At 44.5% G+C, this 5,120-nt stretch carries 6 protein-coding genes; 4 read left to right on the forward strand and 2 right to left on the reverse strand.

Annotated elements, in window-relative coordinates; genetic code table 11:
• Positions 1–219 precede the first annotated feature (219 nt).
• From menB to IQ242_RS16295, 3 genes are all read left to right on the forward strand, one after another.
• Positions 220–1,053, forward strand: coding sequence for a 1,4-dihydroxy-2-naphthoyl-CoA synthase (gene menB, locus IQ242_RS16285; RefSeq protein ID WP_193960680.1), 834 nt, complete (start codon positions 220–222; stop codon positions 1,051–1,053).
• A gap of 240 nt (positions 1,054–1,293) precedes the next feature.
• Positions 1,294–1,596 (forward strand): RNA-binding protein, encoded by a 303-nt coding sequence (locus tag IQ242_RS16290; RefSeq protein ID WP_193960681.1) that lies wholly within the window; start codon positions 1,294–1,296, stop codon positions 1,594–1,596.
• 279 nt (positions 1,597–1,875) lie between these two features.
• Positions 1,876–2,961 (forward strand): glycosyltransferase family 4 protein, encoded by a 1,086-nt coding sequence (locus IQ242_RS16295; protein WP_193960682.1) that lies wholly within the window; start codon positions 1,876–1,878, stop codon positions 2,959–2,961.
• A 28-nt stretch (positions 2,962–2,989) separates the two neighbouring features.
• Here IQ242_RS16295 and IQ242_RS16300 read toward each other — a convergent pair whose 3' ends face one another.
• Positions 2,990–3,760 carry an FkbM family methyltransferase gene (locus IQ242_RS16300; RefSeq protein ID WP_193960683.1) on the reverse strand — a complete coding sequence of 257 codons (771 nt, stop codon included), beginning with the start codon at positions 3,758–3,760 and terminating at the stop codon, positions 2,990–2,992.
• Positions 3,761–3,991: 231 nt separating this feature from the next.
• A complete protein-coding gene (locus IQ242_RS16305) occupies positions 3,992–4,609 on the reverse strand; it encodes a DedA family protein (protein WP_103112561.1) in 618 nt (205 codons plus the stop codon).
• A 69-nt stretch (positions 4,610–4,678) separates the two neighbouring features.
• On the opposite strand from IQ242_RS16305, the gene IQ242_RS16310 reads away from it, so the two are divergent.
• Positions 4,679–5,120, forward strand: a 442-nt coding sequence (locus tag IQ242_RS16310) for a pentapeptide repeat-containing protein (RefSeq protein ID WP_193960684.1), incomplete at its 3' end; no start/stop codon positions are given.

The following is a 5,120-nucleotide window of genomic DNA, read 5'->3' on the forward strand; positions in this document are numbered from 1 at the left end:
CCCCTTATCAAGGGGGGCAGGGGGGATCGAACCTCAAATCCATTTTAAATTTAATTATAACCAGCTACTTATTTTGAATAAATACTCAGAAAACATCAAGAAGGGAATCAGCTTTAAACCTTGTCCGTCAACTATCCATTCCCCTATTCTGGCACTCCCCGCTTCAAAGTGGGGGACAAAATGAGGTAAGGTAAAAAAGCTGTGCCTATAACCGAGACTATGAGCGTTGAATGGCAATCCGTAAAAACCTACGAGGATATTCTCTACCATAAATGGGGGGGAATCGCCAAAATTACCATCAATCGACCCCATAAGCGTAATGCCTTCCGTCCGAAGACAGTTTTTGAGCTTTACGACGCTTTCTGTGATGCTCGCGAGGATGCGCGCATTGGGGTAGTATTGCTCACGGGTGCAGGTCCCCACAGCGACGGCAAATATGCTTTTTGTTCCGGCGGCGATCAGACGGTGCGCGGTCAGGCGGGTTATATTGGCGATGATGGCGTACCCCGGCTCAATGTGCTGGATTTACAGAAATTAATTCGCTCCATCCCCAAGGTAGTTATCGCGCTGGTGGCGGGTTATGCGGTCGGGGGCGGTCATGTTTTACACTTGGTTTGTGATTTAACCTTAGCAGCGGATAACGCCATTTTTGGCCAGACCGGTCCAAAAGTGGGCAGTTTTGACGGCGGTTTTGGCTCTAGTTATCTGGCCCGGGTAGTGGGTCAGAAAAAAGCTCGCGAGATTTGGTTTCTTTGTCGGCAGTATAACGCCCAACGAGCGTTAGAAATGGGTTTGGTTAACCATGTCGTCCCGGTGGAGGAATTAGAGCAGGAAGGGGTTAAATGGTCCTTAGAAATTCTCGAAAAAAGTCCCTTGGCGATTCGCTGCCTAAAATCGGCTTTTAATGCTGATTGTGATGGTCAAGCGGGTTTACAGGAGTTAGCAGGCAATGCCACTTTACTCTACTATATGACCGCCGAAGGAGCCGAAGGTAAACAGGCTTTTCTCGAAAAACGTCCCCCCGATTTTAGTCAATATCCTTGGCTACCCTAATCAGTGATCAGTAAACAGTAATCAGTAATCAGTGAAAAGAAAGCAGAAAACTGCCCTATAATACTGCTCACTTAATACTCCATATTCCTACTGATCACTGATAAGCTATGCTAGTTTAGAGAGAGTAGTTAGGTTCGGTAGCAGCATTGGTTTCAAACAGAAGCGGTTTTTCCCTGATGGCCTTGACTGGGTTGTGTCCGATCTCCTTCTCGAAATGGCTGTGATATTGGGAGACAATCCATGACGATTTACGTTGGTAATCTGGTTTATGAAGTCACGAAAGAGGACTTGCACGGTGTATTCGCTGAATACGGCAAGGTTGTTCGCGTTTACTTGCCCGTAGATCGGGAAACTGGTAAAGTGCGCGGTTTTGGTTTTGTGGAAATGTCCTCCGATGAGGAAGAAGCAAAAGCGATCGAAACTCTTGACGGGGCCGAATGGATGGGACGACAGATGAAAGTCAACAAAGCTCGTCCCAGAGAAGATAATTTTGGTGGTGGTGGCGGCGGTGAGCGCAAAAACTTCGGGCGCCGCGAACGTTAAAGAGATTCTTGGAAAATTGCAGAAGCGGTTATTTTTGATAACCGCTTTCCTATGGATAATTAATCAATCTGCGTTTGTTTTCTAACATCCTAATACTCCATACGGACATTTCATCGTTTTGACGAAAAAAGCTAACGGACGCGAGGATATCCGTTCGTCCATAGATTTTGAGAATGTTATCAGGGAAAATCAAGATTTGATTCGCACCCACTCCCGCCTATCTTATTTGTTCTGATTTTCCCATCATCATCCAACCGCTGCCATAAACTTTGACAAAAAATGAAGATAGCAATCATCACAGCAACTCCCCAAAATGTCAAGCTCGGAAGTGGTACCTTCGTCACCAATATCCAACTGAATGACGAGTTGCGCTCCCAGGGTCATCTGGTTGATGTCTTCTCGCCAACCAAAGCATCGGGGCCGTTAGGCTATATGGCGCATCGCTTTCTTTGGAATTGGCGACTCGATCCCCGTCGCTTTGACCACTATGATGTGGTGGTGGGTTACGATATGGATGGTTACGCCATCAGCGATCGCCTGAAAGTCCCTTTTATCGTTTATATTCACGGTATTATTGCCGATGAAGCTACCTTTGAGCGGGGTTGGGTGCGAACTTCCTTAGAATTGATGGCAAAGGCCGAGAAAGTGAGCGTCCATCGTGCGGATCTGGTCATCTCTACCAGTGAATATTCGCGTACTAGACTCAAGCAACTTTATCAGTACGATGGCAATATCGAGATTGTTCATCCTCTAATTGATCTTAAAGGTTGGGATGCAGCGGTCGCCTCGGTCAAGTATGAGGAAAGAAACCGCGAGCAGAGGAGGCCGACGGTGTTTTGTGTCGGTGTCCAGTATCCCCGCAAAAATGTTGTCACTTTGATCCGCGCCGCCGCAATTCTCCGCCGTCAAATACCTGATGTGGAGGTAAGAATTGCCAGCAAAGGTCCTGAATGGAATAATTTACGCCGTCTGGCACAAGAACTCAATTTAGAGCAAAATGTTACTTTTCTCGGCTATCTTTCCTATCAAGAACTGATCCAAGAATATCTTGATTGTCAAGTTTTTTGTTTACCTAGTCTGCAAGAAGGATTTGGCCTAGTTTTTGCAGAAGCTATGGCCACTTATAAACCGATTGTCGCCAGTCGTTCCTCCTCGACACCGGAGTTGATTGAAGACGGTGTACAAGGTCTATTAGCCAATCCCTTAAATGCCGAAGATTTAGCGACTAAATTAGCGGAAGTGCTTCTCAATCCAGAAAAAGCTCGTTCCTTAGGGAAGGCAGGTAGAGCGAAAGTTTCAGAATTTGATGCGCCGATTGTTGCCCAACGTTTCAGTCAGTTATTAACCAATTTTCTGGAAAAATAGATTAACCTTGACAATAAAAATTTAACCCCTAACGCACAGCGTATAAATGGAAAATATCCACGAATGTCGAAGGTAGCAAGTCTCTTTTTTCTAGTTGAATTTTGAAGCCATTATCCGTCAGCATTTGGCTTATTTGTTTTAAGCGCCCCTTTTGATCGTGAATTTCAGCCACTATTTGCTTAATTTTTGGCCAGTCTTTAGCTTCGATGCTTTCAAATACTTCGTATTCTTCTCCTTCCACATCAATTTTCAGTAAATCGATGGAGTCAATACCGAGTTCATTAATTACCGAGGATAGAGTTCTTACTTCACAGGCTACTTGTTCTTTTTCTTGGAAAAACTCTTCAAACAAATTTTCTATTTTTGGGTAATTCTGATCCACTTGAATATCTTCTAATTCAGCCAGGGTATCCTCTGGCTTTGTGGTTGAATTAGCAGACATATTGGGATAAAAAGTAAAGATTTTTGCTGGGTTATTTTCCGAACTTAATCCACAGTTAAATAAAACAACATCCTCTAAAGAATGCAAATGAATATTTTTTTGCAAAACCTCAAAAGTTGGCTTGATTGGCTCAAAGGCGAAAACTTTTGCTGTTGGTTCAACTCCCTTGACAAAAATAGAGAATAGACCAATGTTGGCTCCAACATCAAAGATCACATCGCCTTCTTTGATGACGATATCATGCCCTTCATATTGCCTTTCAGTAAATATTTCCGAAAAAATGTATTCTGTTTCCTCTTTGCTACTACTGTAGTAACATTCTAATCCATTAGAAAAAGTAATCTTTTTGGCAATCACCGTTGATGTATGTATAGTTGCGATCTGGGACAAAATTATATTAACACCATGAATGGCTCCCCGTCAAGAATGAGGTAACAAGCCTCCCTTTCCAGGGGATAGCTAAAAGCTTTGATGTGCCTAGTTTATAACCTTCTTTTTAGGTAGGAGAATTGTCAGATTCTGTCTTTTGCCTCTTGCCTTCAAAAGCTGATAACTGATAACTGATAACTGATAACTGAAATGACGGACTTAAGCCACCTTTTTCCGTGACTCAAGGATGGGGTGAATAATTGTCCAGGCTAGGACGATAATTAAAGCCAAGATACCAAAACGAGCCATAGAACTGACTAACTGGTGCAAGGGGAACAAACGGCCTAAAAAGAAAGATAATGTCACCATAATCGTCGCCCACACCGTTGCTCCGCCCAGATTACAGAGGAAAAAGCGACCGTAGGGCATTCGGGCAATTCCCGCCATTGGACCTGCAAAGATTCTTAACAAAGCCACGAAGCGACCGAAAAAGACCGCCCGGGGTGCATTTTTACTAAATTGTTCCTTGGCTAATTCTAGTTTTTGAGGCGGAATCCGAAAGAATTTGCCAACTTTTAACAAAAACGGCCAACCTCCAGCGCGACCGAGCCAATAGCCAAAATTATCACCCAAAACTGCTCCTGTAATTGCGCTGACTAAAACTAACCAATAGTTCAAATCACCGCTACCGGCAAGGAAGCCGCCGACAATGGTGATGGTTTCTCCTGGGATGGGAATCCCGGTATTTTCGAGGGTGATACCGATAAATACTGCCCAGTATCCGTATTGGTGGGCGATTTCTTCAATATTTTCTAGGGATAATAGCTCTAGGGACATGGAGCGCTTTCTTAACAAAGGTTTACGAATATTCTAAGATATTTTTACAGTATTTAACCGTGGCTGAACATGACTTTTCCCAGTATTGATTTATTAGCAATTCGTCGGGGTGAGATAAAAGATTTAGGGGGCATGAACTTGTCAGGGGCTGATTTAGCGGGTGCAGACCTAGCCGGGGCGAATTTACGGGCAAATTTACGCGGTGCTGACCTGACGGGGGCAAATTTAAGGGGAGCAGATTTTCGTAATGCCGATTTACGCGGGGCAATTCTCCTCGATGCGATCGTGACTGGGGCAAGTTTGGCCGGCGCTTTTTTAGCCGGGGCGGTTTTTAATCATCTAGATTTGTCCGGGGCGGATTTTCGCGGTGTCGATGGCCGGGGAGTGAGTTTTGTCGGGGCGATTTTAACCCAAGCGGATTTTACTAGCGCTAATTTGTCCGGGGCAGATCTGTCGGCTACCGATTTAGAGGAAGCAATTTTTTTGGGGGCGATTTTACGCGGAACAAATT

Origin of the sequence: Microcystis sp. LEGE 08355, from assembly GCF_015207185.1 — a bacterium.
In the GTDB taxonomy this organism is placed as follows: domain Bacteria; phylum Cyanobacteriota; class Cyanobacteriia; order Cyanobacteriales; family Microcystaceae; genus Microcystis; species Microcystis panniformis.

Coding starts and splice junctions, on each gene's coding strand:
- menB (WP_193960680.1), top strand. CDS start 220: ATGAGCGTTGAATGGCAATCCGTAAAAACCTACGAGGATATTCTCTAC.
- IQ242_RS16290 (WP_193960681.1), top strand. CDS start 1,294: ATGACGATTTACGTTGGTAATCTGGTTTATGAAGTCACGAAAGAGGAC.
- IQ242_RS16295 (WP_193960682.1), top strand. CDS start 1,876: ATGAAGATAGCAATCATCACAGCAACTCCCCAAAATGTCAAGCTCGGA.
- IQ242_RS16305 (WP_103112561.1), bottom strand. CDS start 4,609: ATGTCCCTAGAGCTATTATCCCTAGAAAATATTGAAGAAATCGCCCAC.